Annotated in this window: 21 protein-coding genes and 2 tRNA genes; 11 read left to right on the top strand and 12 right to left on the bottom strand. The window is 59.0% G+C overall.

Features of this window, described 5'->3' with window-relative positions; genetic code table 11:
- Positions 1-20 precede the first annotated feature (20 nt).
- The 10 genes from DMZ65_RS03340 to DMZ65_RS03295 all read right to left on the bottom strand — a co-directional run bounded on the left by DMZ65_RS03340 (position 21) and on the right by DMZ65_RS03295 (position 9,932).
- The gene (locus DMZ65_RS03340) at positions 21-617 is read right to left on the bottom strand and encodes a gamma carbonic anhydrase family protein (protein WP_116597426.1); all 597 of its coding nucleotides are present in this window, start codon (positions 615-617) and stop codon (positions 21-23) included.
- Positions 618-620: 3 nt separating this feature from the next.
- On the bottom strand, positions 621-1,772 hold the full coding sequence (locus DMZ65_RS03335) for an acetyl-CoA C-acetyltransferase (protein ID WP_116597425.1): 1,152 nt from the start codon (positions 1,770-1,772) through the stop codon (positions 621-623).
- The gene (locus DMZ65_RS03330; protein ID WP_116597424.1) at positions 1,765-2,814 is read right to left on the bottom strand and encodes an acyl-CoA dehydrogenase family protein; all 1,050 of its coding nucleotides are present in this window, start codon (positions 2,812-2,814) and stop codon (positions 1,765-1,767) included. Before DMZ65_RS03330 ends, DMZ65_RS03335 begins: the two co-directional genes overlap by 8 nt.
- 2 nt (positions 2,815-2,816) lie before the next feature.
- The gene (locus DMZ65_RS03325) at positions 2,817-3,980 is read right to left on the bottom strand and encodes an acyl-CoA dehydrogenase (RefSeq protein ID WP_116597423.1); all 1,164 of its coding nucleotides are present in this window, start codon (positions 3,978-3,980) and stop codon (positions 2,817-2,819) included.
- A 54-nt stretch (positions 3,981-4,034) separates the two neighbouring features.
- The gene (locus DMZ65_RS03320; RefSeq protein ID WP_116597422.1) at positions 4,035-4,931 is read right to left on the bottom strand and encodes an enoyl-CoA hydratase; all 897 of its coding nucleotides are present in this window, start codon (positions 4,929-4,931) and stop codon (positions 4,035-4,037) included.
- A gap of 76 nt (positions 4,932-5,007) precedes the next feature.
- Positions 5,008-5,961, bottom strand: a complete 954-nt coding sequence (locus DMZ65_RS03315) for an aldo/keto reductase (protein ID WP_116597421.1) — start codon at positions 5,959-5,961, stop codon at positions 5,008-5,010.
- A 62-nt stretch (positions 5,962-6,023) separates the two neighbouring features.
- Positions 6,024-6,533, bottom strand: a complete 510-nt coding sequence (locus tag DMZ65_RS03310; RefSeq protein WP_116597420.1) for a thioesterase family protein — start codon at positions 6,531-6,533, stop codon at positions 6,024-6,026.
- The gene (locus DMZ65_RS03305) at positions 6,530-7,240 is read right to left on the bottom strand and encodes an ABC transporter ATP-binding protein (RefSeq protein WP_116597419.1); all 711 of its coding nucleotides are present in this window, start codon (positions 7,238-7,240) and stop codon (positions 6,530-6,532) included. The genes DMZ65_RS03310 and DMZ65_RS03305 overlap by 4 nt, the downstream gene beginning before the upstream one ends.
- The gene (locus tag DMZ65_RS03300; RefSeq protein WP_232824869.1) at positions 7,233-9,038 is read right to left on the bottom strand and encodes a branched-chain amino acid ABC transporter ATP-binding protein/permease; all 1,806 of its coding nucleotides are present in this window, start codon (positions 9,036-9,038) and stop codon (positions 7,233-7,235) included. The genes DMZ65_RS03305 and DMZ65_RS03300 overlap by 8 nt, the downstream gene beginning before the upstream one ends.
- A gap of 15 nt (positions 9,039-9,053) precedes the next feature.
- The gene (locus tag DMZ65_RS03295) at positions 9,054-9,932 is read right to left on the bottom strand and encodes a branched-chain amino acid ABC transporter permease (RefSeq protein ID WP_116597417.1); all 879 of its coding nucleotides are present in this window, start codon (positions 9,930-9,932) and stop codon (positions 9,054-9,056) included.
- Positions 9,933-10,202: 270 nt separating this feature from the next.
- Here DMZ65_RS03295 and DMZ65_RS03290 point away from each other — a divergent pair, with 270 nt between their 5' ends.
- Positions 10,203-11,273, top strand: coding sequence for an alkene reductase (locus DMZ65_RS03290; RefSeq protein ID WP_198662611.1), 1,071 nt, complete (start codon positions 10,203-10,205; stop codon positions 11,271-11,273).
- On the opposite strand, the gene DMZ65_RS03285 is transcribed toward DMZ65_RS03290, so the two are convergent.
- Both DMZ65_RS03285 and DMZ65_RS03280 read right to left on the bottom strand, forming a co-directional pair.
- Positions 11,255-12,124 (bottom strand): sugar phosphate isomerase/epimerase family protein, encoded by an 870-nt coding sequence (locus tag DMZ65_RS03285; RefSeq protein ID WP_116597416.1) that lies wholly within the window; start codon positions 12,122-12,124, stop codon positions 11,255-11,257. The genes DMZ65_RS03290 and DMZ65_RS03285 overlap by 19 nt on opposite strands.
- Positions 12,125-12,525: 401 nt before the next feature.
- Positions 12,526-12,930, bottom strand: a complete 405-nt coding sequence (locus DMZ65_RS03280; RefSeq protein WP_116597415.1) for a hypothetical protein — start codon at positions 12,928-12,930, stop codon at positions 12,526-12,528.
- Between the two features lie 193 nt (positions 12,931-13,123).
- Here DMZ65_RS03280 and hdhA point away from each other — a divergent pair, with 193 nt between their 5' ends.
- The 10 genes from hdhA (at position 13,124) to DMZ65_RS03225 (ending at position 19,745) form a co-directional block, all read left to right on the top strand.
- Entirely contained in the window at positions 13,124-13,891 is a 768-nt protein-coding gene (hdhA, locus tag DMZ65_RS03275) for a 7-alpha-hydroxysteroid dehydrogenase (RefSeq protein WP_116597414.1), read from the top strand.
- A 62-nt stretch (positions 13,892-13,953) separates the two neighbouring features.
- The gene (locus tag DMZ65_RS19635; protein WP_198662610.1) at positions 13,954-14,259 is read left to right on the top strand and encodes a hypothetical protein; all 306 of its coding nucleotides are present in this window, start codon (positions 13,954-13,956) and stop codon (positions 14,257-14,259) included.
- A 147-nt stretch (positions 14,260-14,406) separates the two neighbouring features.
- Positions 14,407-14,871 (top strand): hypothetical protein, encoded by a 465-nt coding sequence (locus DMZ65_RS03265; protein ID WP_116597413.1) that lies wholly within the window; start codon positions 14,407-14,409, stop codon positions 14,869-14,871.
- Between the two features lie 106 nt (positions 14,872-14,977).
- Positions 14,978-16,567 carry a serine hydrolase gene (locus tag DMZ65_RS03260; RefSeq protein WP_232824868.1) on the top strand — a complete coding sequence of 530 codons (1,590 nt, stop codon included), beginning with the start codon at positions 14,978-14,980 and terminating at the stop codon, positions 16,565-16,567.
- A 697-nt stretch (positions 16,568-17,264) separates the two neighbouring features.
- Entirely contained in the window at positions 17,265-17,684 is a 420-nt protein-coding gene (locus tag DMZ65_RS03250; RefSeq protein ID WP_084352747.1) for a hypothetical protein, read from the top strand.
- 56 nt (positions 17,685-17,740) lie between these two features.
- On the top strand, positions 17,741-18,211 hold the full coding sequence (locus DMZ65_RS03245; protein ID WP_232824867.1) for a cupredoxin domain-containing protein: 471 nt from the start codon (positions 17,741-17,743) through the stop codon (positions 18,209-18,211).
- On the top strand, positions 18,208-18,906 hold the full coding sequence (locus DMZ65_RS03240; RefSeq protein WP_116597411.1) for an RNA polymerase sigma factor: 699 nt from the start codon (positions 18,208-18,210) through the stop codon (positions 18,904-18,906). Before DMZ65_RS03245 ends, DMZ65_RS03240 begins: the two co-directional genes overlap by 4 nt.
- A gap of 320 nt (positions 18,907-19,226) precedes the next feature.
- Positions 19,227-19,301, top strand: a tRNA-Gly gene (locus DMZ65_RS03235).
- An 18-nt stretch (positions 19,302-19,319) separates the two neighbouring features.
- A tRNA-Gly gene (locus DMZ65_RS03230) sits at positions 19,320-19,394 on the top strand.
- Positions 19,395-19,565: 171 nt separating this feature from the next.
- On the top strand, positions 19,566-19,745 hold the full coding sequence (locus tag DMZ65_RS03225; protein ID WP_116597410.1) for a hypothetical protein: 180 nt from the start codon (positions 19,566-19,568) through the stop codon (positions 19,743-19,745).
- Positions 19,746-20,020 lie beyond the last annotated feature (275 nt).

The following is a 20,020-nucleotide window of genomic DNA, read 5'->3' as shown; positions in this document are numbered from 1 at the left end:
GTCGGGTTCTCCTGTTTTACTTATTTTTTGGCTAGTCGCACGGCGCGGGCCTGACCGGCATTGCGCCGCCGCCCGTCTTCGGGCTGGGAAAGCGGTGTGCATTCCACAAGCGCCGCGCGGGACCGGTCGGCCAGTCTTTGATATTCACCGTCGCCGTTGTTGCGCCACTTGATCGCGGCCGGGTCCAGGGCGCGGATGAACTGCGCGGGATTGCCTGCAATCAGGCTGCCCGGCTCGAATTGCGCGTCGTTCTTGACCAGGCTCAATGCTGCGACAAGGCTGTCCTCGCCGATCTCGGCACCATCCAGAACAACGCTGTTCATGCCGATCAGCGCATTCACACCCACATCGCACCCGTGCAGGATAACGCCATGTCCGATCGTCGCGCCGCGCCGCACGATGCAATCGGATCCGGCTCCGGTGTGCATGGTGCAATTGTCCTGGATGCTGCTGTCGCCTTCGATCGTGATCCGGCCAAAGTCGCCACGCAGCGACGCACCCGGACCGATATAGCATCGCGGGCCAATGGTGACGTCACCGATCAGCGCGGCGGTCGGGTGCAGGAATGTGGTCGGGTCAACCACGGGCACGATGCCTTCAAAAGAGTAGCAGGGCATTGGTTACAACCTTTCGATGATGGTGACATTGGCCTGACCGCCACCTTCGCACATGGTTTGCAACGCATAGCGGCCCTTGCGCCGCTCCAACTCGTTCAGAAGCGTTGTCATAAGGCGGGCACCGGTGGCACCGATGGGATGACCCAGAGCGATTGCGCCGCCGTTCACATTGACCTTTTCGTGCGGTATGCCCAATTCGCGCATCCATGCCATCGGAATGGATGCAAACGCCTCGTTGCATTCAAAAAGGTCGATATCGTCCACCGTCAGGCCGGTCTTTTCCAGTGCATGGCGGGTGGCTGGCATGGGTGCGGTCAGCATCCAGACCGGATCATCGGCCCGCACCGTCATGTAATGGATGCGTGCACGCGGGGTAAGGTCATGCGCCTTGATCGCGGCGTCCGACGCGATCAGCAGGGCGGCAGCGGCGTCGCAAGTCTGGCTTGAGACTGCGGCCGTGATGCGCCCGTCCTCCATCAGGGGGTGCAGCTCTGCCATTTTTTTCAACGTGGTGCCGCGACGTGGCGTTTCGTCTGCGCTCAGCTCTCCGATAGGCGTGATCTCGTTGGTGAAGTATCCGGCGTCCATAGCGGCAACGGCGCGGTCATGGCTGGCAAGCGCGAATTCTTCCATTTCCGCGCGGGTGCAGTTCCACTTTTTCGCGATCATTTCGGCAGACAGAAACTGGTTGACCGGTTGATCGCCAAAGCGTGCTTTCCATCCGGGCGAGGTGCTGAACGGATCGGGAAACCCGTATTGCTGGCCGGCCAACATCGCGGCGGAAATCGGAATTGCATTCATATTTTGAACGCCACCGGCGACGACCAGATCCTGAACGCCGCTCATCACACCCATGGCGGCGAAATGCACCGCCTGTTGGGACGACCCGCATTGCCGGTCGACGGTGACGCCGGGCACTTGTTGCGGCAAACCGGCAACAAGCCAGCAGGTCCGCGCAATATCGCCCGCCTGACTGCCGATGGTATCGCAACACCCGTAAACGACATCATCCACCGCGGCGGGGTCAACGTCTGTCCTGTCCATCAGAGCCTTGATCGGCACAGCGCCCAGATCGGCGGAATGCATGTCGGCCAGCGAACCTTTCTTGCGTCCGACAGGCGTGCGGATGGCGTCGACGATATAGGCTTCAGGCATCGGACTGCTCCCTTGCAAATGTATGCTCCGGTCCCAGAGGATGGGTCAGAACGCGGTGGGCCACGCGTGACCGGTGAAACGCGGGCGTGCCCCAGGCGTTTTCCAGTGCGATGGCGCGTTTGAGGAAAAAATGTACGTCAACTTCCCACGAATACCCCATGGCTCCATGCACCTGGATTGCGGTGCGTGCCGCCAGGTCGGCGGCACTGGCCGCGGCGAGTTTCGCGTGGCTGACACGCGCCCGAGAAAAATCGTCGTATTGTGAAAGTGCTACGGCAGCCGCATAGACCACAGGGCGCGCAAATTCGATTTTCACCTGTGCGCTGGCCAACTGGTGTTTGACCGCCTGATACGACCCGATGGGTTTGCCGAACTGGTTGCGTTCCTTGGCGTAGGCGACGGCCAGATCAATGCAGGCCTGCGCGATCCCGACCAGTTGCGCCGCCGCGAAAATTGCACCGCGATCCAGCGCGCGCTCCAGCAGCGGTTGCGCATCGTTGGTCAGCAAACGGGCGTCTTCGAGATCAAAATTGACGGAGGACAGGCGACGAAACGGGTCAATGCTGGGCTGTGCGACCAGCGTGGCGCTGCCAGGATCAACCAAATAGAGAGCACCGTCATGCGGCATCAGAATTGCGCCAGCAGTATCGGCGTCAGCAACGAACGGATTGGCAGGATGACCAACCGCGACGGTGATTTCGCCGTCCATCGCGCGGGACAGTTCAGAGGCGTCGGATGCGGCTTCCGCCAACAAAGGCAGCGCGACGGCGGTGTTTTCAACCAAAGGCTCAGGCAATGCAGCATAGCCGCAGGCCTCTGCGACGCGAATGAAATCTGCCGCATCCAGGCCGAGGCCACCAGCGACTTCGGGGACCAACGCGCCGCTCAGACCCATTTCGACGATGTTTTGCCAGCGGACATCATCACGCGGCGTTCCGGCAGCCATTAACCGGCGGAGATCGGCGGGTGTGCAGAGTTTGGCCAGCAGGCTGCGGATCACATCCGCCGTCATGTCCTGTTCTTCGCTAAAATGAAAATCCATGACTACACCCGTGGCAGGCCAAGCATACGCTCGGCGATGATGTTGCGTTGAACTTCGTTGGATCCTGCGTAAATCGGACCGGCCAACGAAAAGAAATATCCGTCGAGCCAACGTCCGATATCGCCTGCTCCGGGGGCGCTGCGCAGAAGTTCGCTGCGCGCGCCAAGGATTGAAAGTGCGGCTTTGTGCGTGGCGATATCCATTTCCGACCAAAAAATCTTGTTGGTGCTGGCTTCTGCCCCGATGGACCCGCCGGCGATCAGGCGCGAGGCGGTCTGGTAAATCGAAAAGGCATAAGCCTCGGCGTCCATCCAGGCCTGCATCACCGCGTCACGCACCGAAGGTTCAACCTCGTCCTGATGCGCCAGGTAAAGCGCCACCAGCTTTTGCGCCGTGACTTGAAACCGGGCCGGTGATCGCAGCATCAGCCCGCGTTCGAATCCGGCTGTTGCCATGCAAATGCGCCAACCTTGGCCCTCGTCCCCCAGACGGTTGAAGGCGGGAACGCGCACGTCATCAAGGAAAATCTCGGCAAAGCCGGTTTCGCCGTCGATCTGCGCGATGGGCTGGATTTTTACGCCCTGCGCATCCAGCGGAAAGAAAATGAGTGACAATCCCTTGTGGCGTTCAGATTGCGGGTCTGTCCGAAACAGGCCAAAGGCCCAGTCTGCGAAAACCGCACGCGACGACCAGATCTTGTGGCCATTCAGCACATACTCGTCGCCATCCCGTGTCGCAGTTGCGCGCACAGCAGCAAGGTCGCTGCCCGCTTGGGGTTCGGACCACGCTTGCGCCCAGACTTCATCTCCCGACGCCATGGCCGTCAGGAAACGCGATTTTTGCTCTTCGGTGCCGTATTCCATCAGGGTCGGGCCGAGCAGGAAAATACCGTTCTGGTTTACCCGCAGGGGGGCCCCTGCGCGATAGTATTCTTCCTCAAAGATAAGCCACTGGATCAGGTCAAGCCCGCGTCCGCCATAACTTTCTGGCCATGTGACCATGCCCCAGCGGCCTTTGTGCAGCACCTTTTCCCAATCCCGGTGTGCCTCGAATCCTTCCCGGCTGGAATCGAATGAGGGCAGCGGGTCGGAGGGAACGTTCTGTTCCATCCATGTCCGCACCTCTTTGCGAAAGGCATCCTGCTGTGGGGTAAAGTTCAAATCCATGTCGTGATGATCCCGTTATCGGCCACGCGCACCTGCGCCGTGGCTGCGGGCCGGTCAGTCGGACCCGGCCTGCTTTTTGTTTGCCGCGGCCATTGATTTCGCATCTTGGCCCCCCAGCTTGTCACCGGTTGCCAGATCGTTCTGGGCATGGGCGAAGTGGTGAATGTGGTAGTGCGAATCCATCGCGGACCGCTTGCCGCGCAGATCCTCGACCTGGTTGATGGCCTGTTTCCCCAACCACAATCCAAGGCGCGGAAAACCGGCCAGCTTCTCGGCCATCTTCGTCGCCGCGGCATCCAGCTCGTCCCGAGCCACGACGCTGTTGACCATGCCAAACTGTTCGGCACGCGCGGCGGGCATCCGTTCACCCAAAAGCAGGAATTCCTTGGCGATGCGCGGTGGAAGTTCGAAACCATGCGCGAAATACTCGACGCCGGGTATGCCCATGCGGATCACGGGGTCCTGAAAAAACGCATCGTCCGACGCGATAATGAAATCACAGACCCAAGCCAGCATCAGACCGCCAGCCACACAGGCCCCTTGCACCTGCGCAATGGTGGGTTTGGGAATGTCGCGCCAGCGGCGGCACATCCCCAGATAGACCTCGTGTTCGCGGGTATAGAGAAACTCGGCCCCCGGTTTGGTCACATGATCATATTGCATCAGCCGGCGGTCCCAGCTTTTGTCGACATCGCGGCCGGGTGTTCCGATATCATGCCCGGCGGAGAAATGTTTGCCTGCGGCTTTCAGGATGATGGCCTTGACGTCATCATCATCGACAGCCTGCTTGAACGCATCATCCAGCGCATAGGTCATCTGCGAGTTTTGCGCATTGTGAAAGCTGGGCCGATTCAGGGTGATCCGTGCGATCTGACCCTCTACCTCGTAGAGGACAGGTTCGTCGGTTTCATAGGTGATGTCTGCCTGTTCTGGCGCGACGAGATCGCTCATATCTGGGCCTTTCCTTGCTGTGTTTGTTCTAGGCGAGGAGGCTGGCCGGGCAATCGTCCAAAAAGACTAACGCGTTTTAGGCTGCGGGTTGCAGGAGCGCGTCCAATTCGGCCAGATCGTCGCGTGAGAGCATCCAGCCAGAGGCTGCGACATTGGCCGCAACCTGCTCAGGCCGGGTGGCTCCGGCGATCACGCTGCTGACGATGGGCTGCGCCAGAAGCCACGAAAATGCGAGTTCCAAAAGCGTGTGCCCGCGCTTTTCACAAAACACGATCAACTGCTCCACGACGTCAAGACGATCCTCGGTCATCCCTTTCTTGAAATAGGGCAGGGTCATCCTTGTGTTGTCGGGCAAAGGCTGCCCTTTGCGATATTTTCCGGTCAGAAGCCCGCTGGCCAACGGGAAATACGGCAGCAGTGTCATGCCCGCCGCGCGTATCGCGGGCAACAGGTCAGACTTGGCATCGCGGGCCAGCAGATTGTATTCCGGCTGTGTCGACAACAGGCGGTCCAACCCAAAATGCCGCGCGGTCCAGTTGGCATCGACCAGCTGCCATGGTGCCAGATTGGAACAACCCAGATAACGGACCTTGCCCTGCCGAACCAGATCATCCAGCGCGCGCATGGTTTCCTCGATGGGGGTTTTGGGATCGGGAAAGTGATACTGGTAAAGGTCAATGTAATCGGTGTTCAGGCGCCGCAGGCTGTTTTCGACGGCAGACATGATATAGCCACGCGATCCGTTAAAGCGGCAGCTTTTGTCGCGGTTCATCGGAGATGCAAACTTAGTCGCCAGCACAATATCCTTGCGCCGCTTCCCCAGAACCTGCCCCAAGACCGTTTCGGACCCGCCGTCGATCCCGTAGGAATCCGATGTGTCAAACAGCGTGATACCCGCGTCAATCGCCGCATCCACAACCGCGCCTGCGCCATCCGTATCCAGCGATGCAATCATGCCACCGAAGTTGTTGCAGCCCAATCCGACAACCGAAACTTCCAGTCCCGAATGTCCCAGTTGGCGCGTTTGCATGATTCTTTCCTTCCTGTCTGAAGCCAGTCATTCTGGCCGTTGATCCTAGCACCCGAAAGGGGTCAGCCGTTCGCAAGACGCCCGTTGATCCGTTTTGGCAACCCCGCCGGTGGCGGGGCCGCGCTGTGGGCTTTCAGCAACCGGCGAAACGGATGGACGACCTCGGGCAGTTCCATGACCGCAGGACGACGGGTTCGCAGATCGACATGGATCGAGACAGCGTCGGAGATCGCGCAACGATCTGTCTTGCCCGGAACCCAAAGTTCATGGACGTGATGCACCCGCCGCATGTCCGACCACAGCACGCGCGAACGCACTTCGATAGGGGCGGCGGGCAAGACTTCATTTTCATAGCGCACCAAACGTTCGATCCGGAAAAAGCTGAAGCCGGTCCGCTGGATATAAGCGTCGTCAATGGCAAACTCTTCGAAAAACAGCGATTCCGAGGTGTCAAAGACGTGGTCATACCACGATACATTCATATGGCCGTTGACGTCGATCCAGCTGTCCGCAACAGATCCACGGAAGGAGACGAAATAATCGCGTCCAGCCCGAGGATCGGAAGAAATCATGCGGCACCTTCCGGCGTTTCCAGGCTTTTAAGCCGATCGTCCAGTTCGGCTGCCGGGCATTCCAACTTGACCGTGCCACGTTCAATGATCATTGCGCGGTCGGCATAGGGTGCCGTGACTTGCAAATGCTGTTCGACGATCACGACCGCCGTGCCCGCTTCGGCCCAGCGGCGTAGGAACGACAGGATTGGTGGCAATAGCGCCTGTGCCAGTCCCATTGATGGTTCGTCACACAGCAAGACCTTTGGCTGCGCGACAAACGCCTGACCAAGGGCCAGCATCTGTTGCTGGCCGCCCGACAGGTCGCGCGCATAGGCGCGGTGCTTTTCCTTGAGGATCGGGAACACCTCGTAGATTTCGTCGATGGCAGCACTCAGGCCGCTTCGATCACCGCGCCGCGCGGCGGCCCCCATGCGCAGGTTGTCATAGACCGACAGCTCGGGGAATACGCGGTGGCCATCCAGAACCAGCCGCAGGCCGGATTTGGCGACCTTTTCCGGCGCAAGGCCGTGCAGCGGTTGCCCCTCCAGCAGCACTTCGCCGGCTGTCGGTTTGTTGAAACCGGCGATTGCCCCCATCAAGGTTGACTTTCCGGCCCCGTTTTCACCGCCGATCAACAGGATTTCACCTGCGTTGACCGATAGTGTCACATCTTCGATCACAGGGACGATGCCATATCCGGCATAAAGATTTTTGACCTCAAGCACCGCGGCCTCCTACGAACATGTGTTGGACTGCCGGATCATGGGCAATGGTTTGTGGGTCACCCGCCGCAACGATGGCACCCTGTTCCATCACCGTGATGGTATCGGCGACGTTCCAGACCAGATCCAGATCGTGTTCCACGATGATTACGGTCTTGCCCAGTTGTCGCGACAAAAACCGCACCAGCTTGGCAAAGTTCTTGCGCTCGCTGCTCGACAGACCGGCAGCGGGTTCGTCGAACAACACGATTTCCGCCTCTTTCAGCATGGACCGCATCACCTCGGCCAAGCGCCGCTGACCATGGGACAACAACTCAGCGTTGTCTTGCGCAAATTCGGCTTCCAATGCCTTTGACAGGGCGTGGATTTCCGGGCTGGCCTTGCCGGTGCGGGCATCTTCCCCGACCTTGAGGTTGTCCCACAGCGAAAACATCGGAAAGATGCGCGGGGTTTGGAAGGTGCGCCCAAGGCCAAGATTGGCGATCCTGTCTGCGGACAGACGTGTCGCGTCACGCCCGTTGATAAAGAACGCCCCGTCATTGACCCGCGACAGCCCCGAAAGGACGTTCAACAGGCTGGTCTTGCCAGAGCCATTGGCCCCGATCAGCCCGTGGATTTCACCCTTGCGTACTTTGAGATCGACATGATCGACGGCGACAACCGCCCCGAAACGCTTGGTGGCACCTTTCAGTTCAATCGCGATTTCGTCGGTGGGTTCAAACCCGTCCTTCCCTTTGAGCTCTTCAAGGAAGGCATCAATACGGAATGATTGTTCACCGCGCCCCGAAACACCGCGCTTGAGCCGCCAGCGCTCTACGGATCCGACGATCCCGTCTGGAAACAGCATCACGGTGGCCAGTGTCAGCACGCCGTAGATCAGCAGGCGATATTCCACAAAGGCTGCCAGCGCGATGTTCGGCAAAATAAAGACGATCCAGATGCCGATGATCGGGCCAAGCATTTGCCCCCGGCCGCCAACGACGACGGCAAAGAAAAAGACAAAGGACAGTTCGACGTTGAAGCCCTGGGGGCTGACAAAGCCCACGGTAGGCAGAAACAGAATGCCCGCGATACCTGTGCCGATTGCCGCGATGATAAAGGCAAGAAAGCGCATGACACCTGGCTTGATGCCCAGGGTGCGGGCGGCTTCCGGGCTGACCGCGGCAACGCGCATTTGTCGGCCAAGGCGAGAACGCCGGATTCCGTAGTGAATGCCAAGTGCCAGCATCGGATAAAGAGCCACCGCAATTGTCAGGGGGGACAGACCAAAGACCCATTCCTCATGCCACCAGGGCAGCTTGACCAGAATGCCGTTGATCCCGTTGGTCCAGCTATCCAGCGACATCAACAATTGCGGGAAAACGATGGCCGCAGAGAGCGTGACAAAACCAAGATGGAAATACTGCACACGCAGCGCAGGCAAGGCAAACAGAAGACCTCCGAGTGTTGCAGCCAAAAGGCCGAACATGGCGGCGACCAGAAAGGTATATTCGTGCAGGCCGAAGAAAATGGCCGTGACATAGGCCCCCAGCCCAAGGATCACCCCCTGACCAAAGGATTTCTGCCCTGCATCCACGAACAGGAAGTTCTGAAAGATCGACACGGCGATATAGATATTCACCAGTTGGAACGTATGGACCCAATAGCTGTTGCCGATCAGCGATGGGCCGAAGCCCGTGATCGCGATCAGGGCGATGCCGATCCAGACCTGCGACAGGTCCGAATTGAAACGAGGCTTGCCACTTGCGGGCGAGGCATCCGCAGGTGTCTGCATGGTTGAGGTGTTCGGTGCTGTATTCACTGTTGTGTCCGCCCTCTATACACGCCGCGCCGATGTGCGGCCGAACAATCCTTGCGGGCGCAACATCAAAATGCCCACCAGCACCAACAGCGAGGCAAGATCCTGATAAGCACCGCCGATTTTATAGGCTGTCAGCATGGCGACCACGCCAACCAAGGGGCCGCCGATCAGCGTGCCCAGATTGGACCCGATCCCGCCGACAACTGCGGCGACAAACCCGTTCAAGACATATCGAAGCCCTGCATCCGCGCTGACCGAGATAACCGGTGCCACCAGGAAACCGGCAGTGCCAATCATCAAGCCCGAAATCGCAAAGGCGATCAGTTGCAACCGGCGCACGGGAAGTCCCGCAGCCCGCGCAGCATCGAAATCCTGCGACAACGCAGAAATGGCCAAGCCGATAAACGTCTTGCGAGAGAAAAACCGCATTGCGAAAAACCAGAACAACATGCAGCCAATTGCCAGCCCATAGGCCCCTGGTGTGCGCACACCGAGAACCCGGAAATAAGGTGCGGGGCCTTTGACATTATAGGCAAATGGTCCCTGATAGATCATGATAAGCGCGCCGACGATCACCGAAACGGCGACGGTCGAGATAATCCACGAATCCTGTTGCACCGAGGATCGAAGCGGTATCAGCGTAAGCCACCCCTGAAAGGCCAGCACCGCCGCGATGATCACCCCGGTCACAAGCAGCATCGGCAACCAAATGCCTAGTGCGGCACCGTTGGCCAGAAAGAACGCGCCGAATGCGCCAAGGACGAGCATATTGCCCTGTGCAAAATTTAGAATACCCGTCGCTCCGTGGACGATGTTAAAACTCATCGCGATCATCGCGAAGATTGATCCGATGGCGATCCCGCGCACGACAATGATCAGTATTTCACTCAGCATTTGCCACTTATCCTCTCCCTGCCTTGGTGCCTGAACCTGTGGCACCGCGAGCCGTGTTTTCACCAAGACCCTTCACCGATCACGGTTACAGGCTGGACAATTCTGGCATCGGCCAAAAGGACTATTCGCCGCGCCGAAACCTGATTTGTGTTTCAGGACGGCCGTGTTTTTTACCAATCCAGCCTCTAGACCAGACGGACGATGTGCCCGTGCCGTGATCTGGATAGGCAACAAGGAGTTGTCTGACCCAAACATGAAACGGAGCGCGGCATGCAGGATATCAAAGAGCTTTTCGATCCGGTTCGTCTTGGCGCATTTGCTATGCGTAACCGTATCGTGATGTCGCCGATGACGCGCAGCAGGGCGGGCGCGGGGGATTGTCCGACCGCACTTCATGCCGAGTATTACGGCCAGCGGGCGGATGCCGGATTGATCGTGACCGAAGGCGTGCAGCCAAGCGCCGCAGGAAAGGGATACTGCCGCACTCCGGGGATATATTCACTCGAGCAGATCGACGGTTGGGGCGACGTCGCCGAGGCGGTGCACGCGCGCGGCGGCAAAATCGTCGTCCAGCTTATGCATTGCGGCCGCATCGCTGCGCGGATCAACAAGGATGACGATTCAGAAATCGTCGCACCGTCTGCGATTACCGCCAACTGGAAGATTTTCACCGACACCTCGGGTCTTGTCGATATGGACGCACCACGCGCGCTGGAAACCGAAGAAATTGCCCAGGTCGTCGATGAATTCCGCCAGGCTGCCGTGAATGCCCGCGCCGCCGGGCTGGACGGGGTCGAGCTGCACGCGTCAAGCGGCTACCTGCCGATGCAGTTTCTGTCGACAAACACCAACAAACGCACCGACCAGTATGGGGGAAGCGTGGAAAACCGCGTCCGGTTCAGTATCGAGGTGCTGACAACGATGGGCGAGGCAATCGGATTTGATCGTGTCGGATTGCGGACGTCGCCGGGACTGGGGTTCAACGATATCGACGACGATGACCCGGCCGAAACCTATGGCACGCTTTTTGATCAGGCGTCGACCCTTGGGCTGGCCTACCTGCATCTGGTGCGCAACAAGACACCCAAGGTCGACAATTACAAACTGACGCGTGACCGCTGGAAGGGTCCGTTGATCCTGAACGGCAACCTGACCGCGGCCAAGGCGGCGGAATTCCTGCGCAGCGGTGGGGCCGACGCCGTGTCCTTCGGCCGCGATTTTATCGGCAACCCCGATCTGGTCGAGCGCCTGCGCCAAGGTGTGGATCTGGCGGATTACGACGAGGATCGGGTTTATACCGAAGGTCCGGAAGGCTTTACCGACTATCCGGTCAAAACCTGACGGCGCGCCAGCAGCGCCTGCGCCCCGCGAATTGACATGGTGCAGGCATCATCCAGATCGAGCGCAGCAAAATTCGGCGATATGATCTCGACGCTCAGGGGAACCGACGCACCGGCCGCGTCCAGTGCGGCCACAAACCCGTCCAGATCGAACACGCCTTCGTCACAGGGGAGGCGGCGCAGGGTGTCCTGCGCGAGTGTGCCACGGATTTCCGGATGCGCATCGCTGACCTGAATTGACAGGATACGCTCTCCCGGCAATCGCGCCAGATCGCAAAGCGCGATGCCCGCGCGGAACATATGCCAGCAGTCAACCACAAGGCCTGCGTTGGCAATCCCGTCCGTGATAAACAGTGCCGTCTCAAGCGTGGCGACGTTGCTGAACGGAACGATCTCCAAGGCGACGTTCAAGTTATGCCGTTCCGCGCGTTTGCAAAGCGCGGCAAAGCGTATTCGCATTTGCTCGGGTGGTATGCCGGTTTGCTGAAAATCTCCGCCAACATTAACGGAATGTGCGCCGAATGCGCGTGCGGCTTCGTAAGCTGTCGCTTCATCTTCTTGTGCGCCGGTGTCGTGCTCTAGAAACCAGTTGGCCAGAAACTCAAGCGAGATGTTCTGCATGCCGTGATCGCGCAGCAAAGCCGCCATTTCAGTGTCCCCAAACCCGGCTACCCGCTGCGCCCGATAGTCCCGAAGATGCAGGCACATTCCGGTGTATCCCGCATGCGCGGCGGCGGAGACGCGATCGGAAAACCTGTGACGCGCGGGTTTCGCGGCTCCGGGCAGGACGCCACTGATCGTGTGGGAACTGCAAATCAGAGTGTTCGGGATCGTCATGATGCGATTTACCATAGTGACATCCAACGGAGCAAGGCACCGCCGGGAACATTCGCTTCGTTTAGCATGCAGATGTCAATGCCAAGCCAATCAGTCGAGATTTTGTCTGTGCGTTCTACATCATCGCTACCTCAACATTTGACGAGTCCTCCAGAGAAACGAAGGCTATCTGCTTCTGGCTATGGCAAGAGCCTTGTGGCTTTCGCAGGAGTCACAAAATCCATCAACAACTGGTAGGCCGCATAAGTGCGGCCCAGTTGGCCCAATGCGCCCAGGCCACCAGCGATCCATGCCGCCGGTGATACTCTTACCTGTCGGCGCGGGCGGTGCCGTGTGAGATCAGCTGTTTGAACCCACCCAATGAAGATTACGTCGTCTTTCGGACGACGATCCTGAAAATCGAACTTGATGTCTGACTAGCTGCCTTGCGTGATCGCCTCGAGATACTTCAAGGTCGCGGCAGTGCCTTTTGCCAGATCACTTGCCGCTTGCGGCGCGGGCGTGAGGTTTCCTTGTCCATCGCAGGTCACCCAACCTTTCTCGACAAGCTTTGCGATCTTTCTGCGCACGGTTTCACGCGGAATGTCTGCGTAGAGCGCAACCGAATGGGTATTGATACCGGGTGTCGGGCGCGTTCCGGCAGAGGCCGTGGAAGCAGAGGTCGGCAGCTTGGGCTGGGGAAAACCGGCATAGTGGCGCTCTGCAATGACCGCCATTATCAACACCAGATCCAGATCGTTGCCCAGTTCGGCCCGGAGTTTGATCAGCAGTTCTGAAAAAGCCCGCACATGGGTCGGTATTTTATCAGCCTCGCCGCCCATTCCTGCCTCGAAACCTGTTGAAAATCGTCCTGAATGGCATCGCCGTTCCTCACATTACCCGATCTGGGGAACGCTGTCACCGACAGCGGTTGTATTTATCGCCTGGCAGGGCGACCTATCGAACAGAACGACACATGTGAAGATCCTGCACATATTCCAACTTCAAATAAATCAACTCAAAGGAGTCTTCGAAATGTATGACCCAGCGAATTTCACCCTAGAAGGTCAGGTTGCCCTCGTCACCGGCGCGGGGGCAGGCATCGGCCGCGCCATCGCCGAGACATTCGCCGCGGCGGGGGCTGCCGTCGTGGTCAGTGACCTGAAGGCCGACACCGCGCAGGCGGTCGTGGACAAGATCAGGTCCAGGGGCGGCAAGGCGGCGGGCATGGCCTGCGACGTCACGAATGAGGAAGATCTCGCGGCGCTGGTGAATGGCACCGTTCGCGAATTCGGCAAGCTCACCACGCTTGTCGCGAATGCGGGCGGCGGCGGGCCGAAGCCCTTTGATATGCCGATGGAGGATTTCCGCTGGGCGTTTGAGTTGAACGTATTCTCGCTGTTCCGCCTCGCGCAGCTGGCCGCGCCGGAGATGGAAAAGGCCGGGGGTGGCTCGATCCTCGCCATCACTTCGATGTCTGCCGAGAACAAGAACAAGCGCATGGCGTCCTACGGTTCGTCCAAGGCGGCGACCAGCCATCTGGTGCGCAACATCGCCTTTGATCTGGGGCCGATGGGTATCCGTGTGAACGGTGTCGCCCCCGGTGCCACGCGCACCGATGCGCTGAAATCCGTGCTGAACGACGAGATTGAAAAGACGATGGTGGCGCACACGCCGATCAACCGTCTGGGCGAACCTGTCGACATGGCCAATGCCGCGCTGTTCCTCTGCTCGCGGGCTGCAAGCTGGATCAGCGGTCAGATCCTGACGGTCTCTGGCGGCGGGGTGCAGGAACTGGACTGACGCGAGCCACATCACCCGCTCTGTGCGGGCAAGCCACACAGGACTCACCGGAAGTGAAAACAATGACTGACAAGTTTGACGCATACGCCGATTGCCACATGGGAGGCCACAATGTTTTCCTGACGGGCGACGCACAGAATATCGGCGCAGGGATTGCGAAAACGCTGGCCGCTGCCGGCTGGGTGAGCGGCCAGATCGTCAAGGGCCATGGCGGCGGCTCGACCGTGCGCCTCTTCGGCGAACAAGCGGCGCTTTGGCGATGCGCTGCGCGAAATACAAGGGTGGGGGCGTCACCTTGGTGCCCGCCTGCTGTGGTGCGGGCGGGCCTTCGCTTGCCCGAACCGGGGCGGACGAAGCATCCGGTATAAATCTTGCAAGCCAGATCGAGGGGGGCCCGATCGCCGGGGGCGATGTGGTCCTTTCGCGCTCCAGCGGCAAAATCTGCGACATTGATGTCTTCGGTGCACATATGACCCCCGTGCGGAGAGTCAGACGCATTAACCAAGGAAAAAAACATGGTACAAAATAACCCCACACACCCCCTCACGAACGAAAAGATCCTGCAAGGTGCCGTTCTGACCGGTGTCATAAACGCAGTCATCAACGGCGCGATCCAGATTTACTTTCTTTGGGGCAACACGACCATTCCGCTTTCGGTGGATGGAATCACGAATGACAGTCACACGGTTTTCGGCTCGGCCGTACCGCTGGCGGTTTCCCTGGCAATGATCCTGACTGTCGTCGCCTACATAACGATGAAAGTACCCAAGCAACCTTTCTTCCCTTCGGTTTTGTGGCTGACATTCAAGCATGGCATGTTTGCGCTGGGTCTGTGCGTCACGGGGGCGGTGATCTGGCAAAGGGCAATGGGAACGATGACGGTGTCGCTGACGGCGGCGGTGATTGTCCTTGGCGTCATCGCCGGTCTGGTTGCGGGTATCGTCAATTACATGACAATCCGCGCCAGCCGACTAACTTGAAGTGCAAATGAACCTGTCGGGAATACGACGGAAAAATAAGGATACGATGATGAATCCCATTATGAGCGCATGTCTCACCCTGTCCCTGACCTTGGGAGGAACCGCAATGGCACAGGACAAAACCCCACTTTCGGCGCAGGACTCCACGCCAGAGGCACTTGGCTGGATGCAGGGGTTTCCCCCGGCTGCGGACAAGACGATCCGCTTCACCGATCCCGATTATTTTGCGTTCCCGAAACTGCGATGGACGGTCTGCCATTTCCGCGAGATGATGCCGACCGTCGCGGTCCGCAATGGAAATGACGGTGTCAGCGATCTGCCTGTCGATCTTGATGCAGGTCTTGATGCCGTCGAGTTTACGCCGCTCGGCGGTGGTGATCCGATGACATGGGATGCCGCCTTCGATGCCAACTACACCGACGGTATCCTGGTCTTGCACAAAGGCCGGATTGTCTACGAGCGTTACGATGGATGCCTGAATGAGGACACGCTGCATGGGGCGATGTCGGTCACGAAAAGCCTGACCGGCCTGATGGCCGAAGTGCTGGTGGCGGAAGGCAAGCTGGATGAGACAGCATTGCTGCGCGACATCATCCCCGAACTGGAACAAAGCGCATTCGGGGATGCCACCGTGCGGCAGGTATTGGAAATGACCACCGCGCTGGATTATTCCGAGGACTATTCCGACCCCGAGGCCGAGATCTGGACCTTTGCAGAAGCGGGAAGTCCTCTGCCAAAGCCGGAAGGCTACGATGGACCGCGCAGTTACTTCGACTACCTCCAGACCGTTCAGAAAGACGGCGAACATGGCGAAGCGTTCGGCTACAAAACCGTGAACTCGGACGCGGCAGGCTGGCTGATCGCGCGGACCACAGGCGTCTCGGCCGCCGATTATCTGTCCAACCGGATCTGGTCGAAGATCGGCGCGGAGCGTGAGGCATTCTATACCGTCGATTCCATCGACACACCCTTCGCGGGTGGCGGGTTCAACGCGACCCTGCGCGACATGGCGCGTTTCGGCCAACTGGTGCTCAACGAGGGTAAATGGGATGGCGAGCAGATCATCCCGGCCGAGGCCATCGCCCGTATCCGTCAGGGGGGCGACACGGATGCTTTTGCGAAAGCCGGATACGATCTGCTGGAAGGGTGGAGCTATCGCGGCATGTGGTGGGTCAGCCATGACGATCACGGATCCTTCGCCGCGCGCGGGGTGCATGGCCAGACGGTCTGGGTCGATCCGACCGCCGAGATGGTGATCGTGCGTTTCGCTTCAAACCCTGTCGCGGGGAATGCGGCAAACGATCCGATCTCCTTGCCAGCCTACCGGGCTGTCGCCGACTACCTCATGGCGCAAGAGGAGACCGCCCAGCTGGTGGGCCGTGAATGGTACATCGAGGACATTGCAGGCAAGGGCGTGATCGACAACAGTCCGGCAAATCTGCTGTTCATGCCGGATGGCCGTCTGGCCGGGAATGCGGGCTGCAACCGTCTGATCGCAAGCTACACGCAGGACGGCGATGCACTGGCGATAGACCAGGCTGGCACCACGATGATGGCCTGTCCCGAGGCACTTATGAACCAGGAACGTAGCTTGCTGGACTTACTGTCCATGGTGGAAAGCTATTCAATGGATGAAACCGGCGCATTGGTTCTTACCACATCAAACGGTGCGACAATCACCGCACGCAGACGGTGACCTGATGCGGGGGGGCCTATGAAACATGGGGAGCAGGGGCCGTTTGTTAATCGGCCCCCCCAAGCCCGACACTGGTGCGGTTGCGGCGTAATCTTGCGTTGGGTTGCTTGGTGTCGCGGTCGATTGATAGCAAGCGGCGAGCCTGTGATTTGGTCAAACGCGCCGTGACCGATTTCACCGAAAATCATTCCGTTCGCGAACGAGCCTCCGTAATGCACAGCCACCGCATTGGAGCCGAACGGCTACAATACCCAGTCACCCCGCTGAACCAAAGCTGCGGAGATGGCCGAAAGGCGGGTAATCTTCGCGCTGCGCAACTTTTCCTTGGTCATACGAAGGTGCGATAGCACATGCGTTACCTCGGGGTTGAACTCGAAGATGCTTTAGGTGTCGCTGAGCGCATCGGCATCTGGACCCGGTTGGCAGACGGTATCTGCCATTCGCCGATTTAGAAAACATCACCAAAAAATCGCGAAAGCACGGTGCGAGCCCTCCCTGCCGATTTGGTCTGCCGTCGCGAACGACCGCTTCGCAAGCTGTGCTTTCGGAGGACACATCGCTTGGCCCGTTCCGGCCAACCGATCGAACGATGAAATGGAATTTCCACAAATTGCCGGGAACCTTTCCAGGCGCGCTGCATCCAAGGAGTTGAGCGCCCCCAGAGATGGGACTGCTCATGACACTGAAAGGAAAAGAAATGTTAAGATCCTATATGCTAAGCGCGACCTTGTTGACCATGTCCGCAGGCTTCGCGCTTGCGCACGATACCGAAGCCCTTATGGAATCTCCGCCGGGCGAACCTTATGTGCAGGTCAGCGATGTGTTGCCGCTTCCGGAATTTCTGCCGGGTCTCGGTACGCTCTTCGTTGTGCCGGACACGCTGCCGGCCGGTCCGTTCCTGGCCTATGACCACGACGGCAAGTTATCCGCGACGGTTTACATGACGCCGCTGGAAGCACTCTCAAGCGGCACGGCCTACAATGACCTGCACGTTGGATCGCATGAGGTCACATCGGTCGATGTCTACTACAATGCCGGCCATCCCGGCGTGGACGAACCGCACGCTCATGTTGTGCTTTATCACGATGCCGACGCCAAGGGACGGTTGGCACAATGAGCCTCGCGCGCCGCAAAATCTTGGCATTGGGGAGTGGCATTCTTGCCACTCTCTCGATGCCCGCGATCGTTCGTGCCGCACCTGTGGAAGTCATTGAAATGCGCGGCACTTCGCGCGGTGAGCGTGTCTGGTTCCGCCCGCACGGCCTTGCCGTCACCGCAGGCACGACCATCCGTTTCATCAACCGCGATCCGGGCAACAGCCATACCGCCACCGCCTACCATCCCGATAACTTCGACCGCACCCGACGCATTCCGAAGGCCGCCCGCCCGTGGAACAGCGATTTCCTTCTGCCGGAGGAAAGTTTCGAGGTGACGCTCACGGTGCCGGGCGTTTACGATTACTACTGCATCCCGCATGAGATGGCAGCCATGGTCGGCCGCATCGTTGTAGGAGATCCCGGCGACGCGGGCTGGGAAGGGCCCAGCACCGATACCGAGGATGTGTCGCTCGAAGTCTTTGACGCCCTTCCGATGGTCGAGGCTATTCTCGACCTTGGACGGATCGAACAGGAGGGTGACACTTGACCGTACGGCCACGCCATCAGGGTATTGGGCTTGCGGGGCCAACCACTCCGGAGGCCGAGCTTGTCACAAGTGCGACACAGGGGGACGAGGCCGCCGTGCGCGAGTTGATCCGGCGCATGAATCCGCGCCTGTTCCGAATTGCGCGCGGCATCGTCGCAAGCGACGCGGACGCCGAGGAAGTGGTGCAGGAAACATACCTGAAGGCTTTTACAAAGCTCGATACCTTTCGTGCCGAGGCCCGGTTTTCCACCTGGATCACCCGGATTGCCATCAACACCGCGCGGATGCATCTCCGGCGTGTCCGCTCGCAGGAGGAATATGATACCGTGACCGAAGATCAAAAGGCATCCGACTCCATCCTCGCATTTCCCGGCCAGCACCCGGACAGGCCGGAGGCCGCGCTTGGGCGGGCACAGATGCGCGCCTTTCTGGAAGGCGCGGTGGCACAGCTTCCGCCGGATCTACGTTTGCCCTTTCTGCTGCGCGAGACCGAAAACATGAGCATTCTCGCCATCGCGCGCGATCTGTCGCTCAACCCGATCACCGTGAAGACTCGGCTGTTTCGCGCACGTCGTCGCCTGCGCATCGCACTCGAAGAACGTATCCAGGGCGGTTTCGACGCAATCTTCCCGTTCGATGGCATGCGTTGTGCCGATATGTCAGATCGGGTTGTGGCGGAACTTAAGCGCCTGTGAAACGACTGTTTGTTGCCGACTTATTTTCTTTCAAACTGATTTCACCAAACCCGATAGGTGCGTGCAGTGCAGCGAAAGGTCGCGTCGCTGATGCCATGGCGACCGCAAAGCGCCTGCGTCTTCACACCAGCGCCGTATTCCTTGATACATAAGACCGACTATCTGGACCAAGAAGACGTTGGACGAGAGGCAGGTGGAGGCTGTTGATTTCCATCGGATCAGGTTTTTGAGACTGTTGAAGCGGGAAAACTCGGGGAACTTGCATTTTTCCCCTTGCAGCCGGGCGGGCTTGGTTCTACATGCCTGACATCCAACTGATTGCGGGCGTAGCTCAGGGGTAGAGCATAACCTTGCCAAGGTTAGGGTCGGGCGTTCGAATCGCCTCGCCCGCTCCAGTTGGAAATATATAGGAGGCGGGCGTAGCTCAGGGGTAGAGCATAACCTTGCCAAGGTTAGGGTCGGGCGTTCGAATCGCCTCGCCCGCTCCAATATATATAGCCGGTCACCCGCCGGCATCGCTGACAGGGTCGCCTTCGGGCGGCCTTTTCTGTTTGCGCGGTATCGGCTGCCTGAGTTGCGATGCGCGGAGGAGACCGCATAGAGAACACCGGTGCTATGGTCCGAGGGCGGTTGATCTGGCCGGACACAACGGGTTCCATATGCAACGTGATGCGTCTTTGATTGCGGCCCTTGGGTTGGCACGCTGTCTGGACCACGAATTCCCGTCCTATTGCCCAGCATCGCAAACAGAGATCCCCTTGGCCGCCCGATACGGCATTGCTCTGGAACGGGATGGCGGAATGCTGATCGGGTCGCCGGTCGCGAAAGACAATGGGTAATCTCCCCTAGGCAATCATACGAATAGTCTGAGAGTTCTGCATAGGCTAAAAAGGACGTGTTCTGTCGTGCATCCCCAAGCCGACGCGCGCTTGTACCGAATAACTTTGGCGCGTAACCAGTATTTGTTTTTTTGAGTGCCAATCAGCGCTCTGCCCATTGTGGCAGAGCGCGTTTTTACGTTTTGCGCGAAGGTCTTTCTGGGTGTATATCTCCGCGATCCACGTTACTCCGGAATGGCCTGCCATGAGCGTGGCCATTCGAAACGGATACGGGT

Origin of the sequence: Primorskyibacter marinus (assembly GCF_003313245.1) — a bacterium.
GTDB classification, from domain to species: domain Bacteria; phylum Pseudomonadota; class Alphaproteobacteria; order Rhodobacterales; family Rhodobacteraceae; genus Primorskyibacter; species Primorskyibacter marinus.
This window is presented reverse-complemented; position numbering and strand designations above follow the sequence as displayed.

Bases quoted from the DNA above. Each gene is read 5' to 3' on its own strand.
- DMZ65_RS03320 (WP_116597422.1), bottom strand. From the start codon at position 4,931: ATGAGCGATCTCGTCGCGCCAGAACAGGCAGACATCACCTATGAAACC.
- DMZ65_RS03340 (WP_116597426.1), bottom strand. From the start codon at position 617: ATGCCCTGCTACTCTTTTGAAGGCATCGTGCCCGTGGTTGACCCGACC.
- DMZ65_RS03285 (WP_116597416.1), bottom strand. From the start codon at position 12,124: ATGGTAAATCGCATCATGACGATCCCGAACACTCTGATTTGCAGTTCC.
- DMZ65_RS03335 (WP_116597425.1), bottom strand. From the start codon at position 1,772: ATGCCTGAAGCCTATATCGTCGACGCCATCCGCACGCCTGTCGGACGC.
- DMZ65_RS03290 (WP_198662611.1), top strand. From the start codon at position 10,203: ATGCAGGATATCAAAGAGCTTTTCGATCCGGTTCGTCTTGGCGCATTT.
- DMZ65_RS03250 (WP_084352747.1), top strand. From the start codon at position 17,265: ATGTTAAGATCCTATATGCTAAGCGCGACCTTGTTGACCATGTCCGCA.
- DMZ65_RS19635 (WP_198662610.1), top strand. From the start codon at position 13,954: ATGACTGACAAGTTTGACGCATACGCCGATTGCCACATGGGAGGCCAC.
- DMZ65_RS03330 (WP_116597424.1), bottom strand. From the start codon at position 2,814: ATGGATTTTCATTTTAGCGAAGAACAGGACATGACGGCGGATGTGATC.
- DMZ65_RS03245 (WP_232824867.1), top strand. From the start codon at position 17,741: ATGCCCGCGATCGTTCGTGCCGCACCTGTGGAAGTCATTGAAATGCGC.
- DMZ65_RS03280 (WP_116597415.1), bottom strand. From the start codon at position 12,930: ATGGGCGGCGAGGCTGATAAAATACCGACCCATGTGCGGGCTTTTTCA.
- DMZ65_RS03310 (WP_116597420.1), bottom strand. From the start codon at position 6,533: ATGATTTCTTCCGATCCTCGGGCTGGACGCGATTATTTCGTCTCCTTC.
- DMZ65_RS03225 (WP_116597410.1), top strand. From the start codon at position 19,566: ATGCAACGTGATGCGTCTTTGATTGCGGCCCTTGGGTTGGCACGCTGT.
- hdhA (WP_116597414.1), top strand. From the start codon at position 13,124: ATGTATGACCCAGCGAATTTCACCCTAGAAGGTCAGGTTGCCCTCGTC.
- DMZ65_RS03315 (WP_116597421.1), bottom strand. From the start codon at position 5,961: ATGCAAACGCGCCAACTGGGACATTCGGGACTGGAAGTTTCGGTTGTC.
- DMZ65_RS03325 (WP_116597423.1), bottom strand. From the start codon at position 3,980: ATGGATTTGAACTTTACCCCACAGCAGGATGCCTTTCGCAAAGAGGTG.
- DMZ65_RS03260 (WP_232824868.1), top strand. From the start codon at position 14,978: ATGGCACAGGACAAAACCCCACTTTCGGCGCAGGACTCCACGCCAGAG.
- DMZ65_RS03265 (WP_116597413.1), top strand. From the start codon at position 14,407: ATGGTACAAAATAACCCCACACACCCCCTCACGAACGAAAAGATCCTG.
- DMZ65_RS03295 (WP_116597417.1), bottom strand. From the start codon at position 9,932: ATGCTGAGTGAAATACTGATCATTGTCGTGCGCGGGATCGCCATCGGA.